Source organism: uncultured Campylobacter sp., assembly GCF_938040115.1.
In the GTDB taxonomy this organism is placed as follows: Bacteria; Campylobacterota; Campylobacteria; order Campylobacterales; family Campylobacteraceae; genus Campylobacter_A.
Genome location: NZ_CALHXD010000309.1, coordinates 1 through 5,197 on the forward strand (window position 1 = coordinate 1; position 5,197 = coordinate 5,197).

Consider the following 5,197-nt stretch of genomic DNA (forward strand, 5'->3'; position numbering starts at 1 on the left):
CGCTGGCGTCCACTACGCGTATGCACACGGCGTTTTCATAGGTGCGGTTATCGCCCATTACGCCTACTGAGTGCACGTTTAGCAGTACGCAAAACGCTTGCCACGTTTTGTTGTACCAGCCGCTAGATTTTAGCTCGTCGCGTAGGATCACGTCGGCTTTGCGTAGCAGCTCAAGGCTTGGCGTATTTACCTCACCCATTATGCGGATCGCAAGACCTGGACCTGGGAATGGGTGACGGAACACGAGCTCGCGCGAAAGACCGAGCTCAAGTCCCAGCTGACGCACTTCGTCTTTAAAGATTTCTCTTAAAGGCTCGATCAGCTCAAAGCTCATCCAATCAGGCAGTCCGCCGACGTTGTGGTGGCTTTTGATCGTCTTGCTAGATCCCACGACCGAGCTTTCGATGATGTCGGTATAAAGCGTACCCTGGGCTAAAAATTTGACGTTATCGTGCTTTTTGGCCTCTTTTTCAAAGATTTCGATGAAAGTTTCGCCGATTATCTTACGTTTTTTCTCTGGATCTGTTACGCCAGCAAGCCTTTCTAGGAAAGTTTTACTCGCGTCTATACTAACTAGCTCCACGCCAAGCTTGGTTCTAAAAGTCGCCTCGACCTGTTCGCGTTCGCCCGTTCTAAGTAGTCCGTTATCGACGAAAACCAAGATCAAATTTTGCGGTATCGCAGCAGCCAAAAGCGCGGCGGTAACGGAGCTATCCACGCCTCCGCTAACGGCGCAAAGGACTTTTTTGTTGCCCACGGTTTCTTTGATTTTGGCGATCTGGGTTTTAGCAAAGCTGCCCATGTTCCATGTGCTTTCGCAGCCGCAGATATATTTGGCGAAATTTTTTAATATCTGTGTACCAAACTCGCTGTGTTGAACCTCCGGATGAAACTGCAAAGCATAAAATTTGCGCGTGTCGTCGCCAAATACGCAATAGGGCGAATTTTCGCTCGTCGCCAACGCCTCAAAGCCGTTTGGTAAATTTTTTACGAAGTCGGAGTGACTCATCCAGACGATCTGCTTTTGGGGCAAATCGGTAAAAAGTCGGTGCGCCTTAGTCACGGTTAGCTCGGCCTTGCCGTACTCCTTGTGGGAGGCCGGAGCAACCTGAGCGCCGAATTTATGCGCCAAAAGCTGCATACCGTAGCAAATGCCTAAAATCGGTAGCTTTAGCTTAAATACGCCCTCGTCGCAAAAATACGCATCAGGAGCATAAACGCTAGCAGGGCCGCCGCTTAGGATTATGCCTTTTGGTTTTTTTGCTTTGATCTCCTCGACCTTAGCGTTAAAAGGCAAAATTTCGGTATAAACGCCCTGTTCGCGCAAGCGTCTAGCGATTAGTTGGGTGTATTGCGAACCAAAATCCAAAACTATTATCGTGTTATTCATGATTGCCCTTTAAAAATATAAATGAAAAATTTCAAACTGTATGTACCAGATCACGACCGATACGATATAGCCGGCAACCACGGTCCATGCGTATTTCATATGCGCGCCGAAGGTATAGATGCCTTTTAGTTTGCCCATAACGCCAACGCCCGCAGCCGAGCCGAAGCTAATCATCGAGCCGCCGATACCGGCAGTCAAGGTAACTAGTAACCACTGGCTTAAATTTTCGCCCACATCCGCGCCCATCATAGGATTTGCTTTTAGTACAGCAGACATAACGGGGACGTTATCCACGATAGCAGATAGGAAGCCGACTCCTATATTTACGGCAGTGGCGCCAAATTTATCATAAAGAGAAACGGCGTAATTTAAAAATCCGACGAAGTGCAACGCGCCCACGGCCGCAAGGATACCGAAGAAGAAGAAAAGCGTGTTGTTTTCGATCTTTGACATATAGTGAAAGACGTGCATAGGCTCTTCGTTTTTGTTGGTTTTTTTGTAGATGTAGGTGTAAATACTAAGAAGCGAGAAGCCAAACATCATGCCCCACATCGCAGGTAGGTGGAAAAGCTGATGCATCATAACGGCCGAAAATATCGTAAATGCGCCAAGTCCGATGACGACTTTGCCGCCTTTTTTGATGCTTACTTTTGGCTCTGTCGCAGGGTCAAAATGCGGACTGCCCGCAGGTACGACGCGTGCTAGTAAAAACGCCGTAACTAGCCAGCCGATAAACGAAGCAGGGAAAAGCGCGAAAAAGTCGATAAAAGGAGCCTTGCCCGCAGCCCACGCCATTAGCGTCGTGATATCGCCAAACGGACTCCATGCGCCGCCTGCGTTTGCTGCTACTACGATGTTTATCGCACCTGCGACTAGGAAATTCGTGTTGTTCTTATCTATCGTTAAAAGTACAGTGGAGAGGATAAGAGCGGTAGTTAGGTTGTCAGCGACAGGACTAATGAAAAACGCCAAAACGCCCGTTAGCCAAAAGAGTCTTTTGTATGTATAGCCCTTTGAGACGAGGTTGTATTTTAGCGCGTTAAATACGTCACGCTCGATGAGCGCCTCGATATAAGTCATTGCAACCATGAGGAAAAATACGATCTGCGAAATCTCTAAAATCAGGTGATTTACCTCATTTTGCAACAAATGCACGTCTAGGCCGTTTGCCAGCATATAAAAGCCGATGAGCAAGAACATAAAAGTGCCGATAAATATGGCCGGCTTAGCCTTATCGATGTGAAAATTTTCCTCCGTAGCGATGAAAAAATATCCAACGACGAAAATGATGAGGCTCGCGATACCCACCCACGTAGTCGTTAAATTTAAAGCCTCGCCCGCAGCGTCGCCGCTACCGAAGGCCAAAGCGAAAAACAGACTCAAAAGTCCGACGATCTTCATTTGCTCTCCTTGATTTATAGTTTATTTATCTTTTCGGTTTTGCTGTTTGAGGGCTCGGACGGCGCTTCGTAGAACGGATCACCCTTGTGGCCGCAACCTGCTATAAAAATTAACAAAAAAAATGCTAAAATCGCCCTATGAAAGACGCTAAGACTATTATTCGACATATTGTTGATAATCCTTTTTATAAAGAGTTAAAAAACCGTAGCGAATGCGGAGAATTTTTACAGCTTTTAAGCCTAAATCATCGCAGGCTCATCGCCTTTTGCTACGAGAAAAACGGCATTTTGTTTTTCGCCCTGTTTCATCCGCTAGGACTTCAGGAATTAAAAAGCGATAGTAGTATAAAAATGTTAAAAGGCTTATTAAAAATCTATTCGAGCGTAAATTTTGACGCCAGGCTCGCTCGCGTGACGGACGTTAAATTTTTTGTGACAAAGCATTTAAAATTTAAAAAAGCGACCGACCCATACGAAAAAAAGCAAATTTTTACCTACGCCGAGCCTGCTAAAGGCGAGTTTGTAAATTTAGCCAAAAGCGAGCGGATTTTTGAGGGATTTGAAAAAATTCGCCTTGCCATAAAGCAAAATTTAGCCAAAGAATCAAGCGGGGCGCGATGAATCAAATTTGGCCGAATTTAATCCAAAGCTCAAATTTACCGACGGGAGTCAAATTTTGCTAATCGACGAGATCCGCTCGCTGCCCGCCCAGCCCGGCGTTTATCAGTATTTCGACAAGGCCGGCAAGCTTCTTTACGTCGGCAAGGCTAAAATTTTAAAAAACCGCGTCAAAAGCTACTTTTCATTTACGCCCGCGCTCGCCCCCTCGCCAAAGGTTAGCCCGCGCATCCACAAGATGATCAGCGAGGCCGTACACCTCGAGTACATCGTCACTCCCAGCGAAGCCGACGCGCTGATACTGGAAAACTCCTTCATCAAGCAGCTAAGGCCCAAATACAACATCTTGCTGCGCGACGATAAGACCTATCCCTACATCTACGTAAATTTGGACGAGGATTTTCCGCGCTTTGAGATCACGCGAAAGATCGTCCGAGGCAAAAACGTCAAGTATTTTGGCCCGTATTTTCGCGGCGCGCGCGAGCTTTTAGATGCGCTAAGGCTGAGCTTTAAACTCGTGCAAAGCAAAAGCGCGCTCAAAGCCACGGGTGCGTATCTACCTTATCAGATCGGCTACTCCGAGGCCCCTCTCATCAGCAAAATTTCGCCCGCAGACTACGCCAAGGTCGTAGAGGGCGCGATCGCAGCGCTAAATAATCCTCTTTCTATGCTGCCAAAGCTCGTAAATTTGATGAACAAATACGCCCAAAACGAAAACTACGAGCAAGCCGCTCTCGTGCGCGATAAAATCAACGCTATCAAGGATCTAGACGTCAAAATCGAGGTTGATCTAGCTAAGCTTGAGGACTTTGAGGTTTTTGCCGTGGGCGCGGAGCAAAATTTGCTTTGCGCGGTGCGTTTTAGCGTGCACGGCGGCAAAATCAGCGGCGTGTATCAAAACATCACGAACGCCAAAATGAGTTCGCAAGGCGATCTAAACGACGCGTACAAGCAAATAGTTTTAGAGAGCTTTCCAGTTGGCGCGCCCGTCGTGAGCGCTAAAATTTACACGCTAGAAGCATTTGAGGACGCAAGTCTAGTAGAGGAGATCTTGACCGCTCGCCACGGCCGTAAATTTAGCATCTCCGTGCCTAAAATCGGCGAGAAAAAGCGCATCTGCGAGATGGCGCTAACAAACGCGCAGGTCTTTATCCAAAAATACCTAAAAACCCACGACGACGCGTTTTTGGACGAGTTAAAGGAGTATTTCGGCCTCGCATGCGCGCCGTATGCCATCGAGACTTTCGACAACTCGCATATGTTCGGCGCGGCCGCAGTCGGCGCGATGGTGCGCTTTGAGCACGGAAACTTCGCCAAAGAGCACTACCGCCACATGCACCTCTCCCACGCAAACGACTACGATCAGATGCGCCAGATGCTAACAGAGCGCGCTTTGCGGTTTGACAAACTTAGTCCGCCCGATCTCTGGCTCATCGACGGCGGCCAGGCGCTGCTAGACCTCGCCTCGGATATCATCGCTAGCAGCGGCGCAAACGTCGATATACTCGCCATCTCAAAAGAAAAAATAGACGCCAAAGCCCACCGTGCAAAAGGCGGCGCGAGGGATAAAATTTACGCTAGCAGCGGCGTATTTACATTGCCCGTCGGCGACAGACGACTACAGTTTTTTCAGCGTCTTCGTGACGAGGCGCACAGATTTGCCATTACCTTTCATCAAAAAACCAAGCGCAAGGAGGATCTGGGCGCTAGCAAGCTAGCAGACGCGGGTGTATCGGTGGGAAGTATCGCAAAGCTCGTTAAATTTTACGGCAGCTTTGAAGCGATAATG

Annotated in this window: 4 protein-coding genes; 2 read left to right on the forward strand and 2 right to left on the reverse strand. The window is 48.1% G+C overall.

Annotated features, from left to right (window positions below; genetic code table 11):
- Together guaA and nhaD are read right to left on the reverse strand one after the other, a co-directional pair.
- Positions 1 to 1,390: glutamine-hydrolyzing GMP synthase (gene guaA, locus Q0314_RS10485; RefSeq protein ID WP_298058807.1), on the reverse strand; the 1,390-nt coding region annotated here is incomplete at its 3' end.
- A gap of 9 nt (positions 1,391 to 1,399) precedes the next feature.
- Entirely contained in the window at positions 1,400 to 2,791 is a 1,392-nt protein-coding gene (gene nhaD / locus Q0314_RS10490) for a sodium:proton antiporter NhaD (protein WP_298058809.1), read from the reverse strand.
- 137 nt (positions 2,792 to 2,928) lie between these two features.
- On the opposite strand from nhaD, the gene Q0314_RS10495 reads away from it, so the two are divergent.
- Both Q0314_RS10495 and uvrC read left to right on the forward strand, forming a co-directional pair.
- Positions 2,929 to 3,411 (forward strand): hypothetical protein, encoded by a 483-nt coding sequence (locus Q0314_RS10495; RefSeq protein ID WP_298058810.1) that lies wholly within the window; start codon positions 2,929 to 2,931, stop codon positions 3,409 to 3,411.
- Positions 3,412 to 3,466: 55 nt separating this feature from the next.
- A partial coding sequence (uvrC, locus tag Q0314_RS10500; RefSeq protein ID WP_298058812.1) for an excinuclease ABC subunit UvrC occupies positions 3,467 to 5,197 on the forward strand: 1,731 nt, incomplete at its 3' end.

Coding starts and splice junctions, on each gene's coding strand:
- Q0314_RS10495 (WP_298058810.1), top strand. CDS start 2,929: ATGAAAGACGCTAAGACTATTATTCGACATATTGTTGATAATCCTTTT.
- nhaD (WP_298058809.1), bottom strand. CDS start 2,791: ATGAAGATCGTCGGACTTTTGAGTCTGTTTTTCGCTTTGGCCTTCGGT.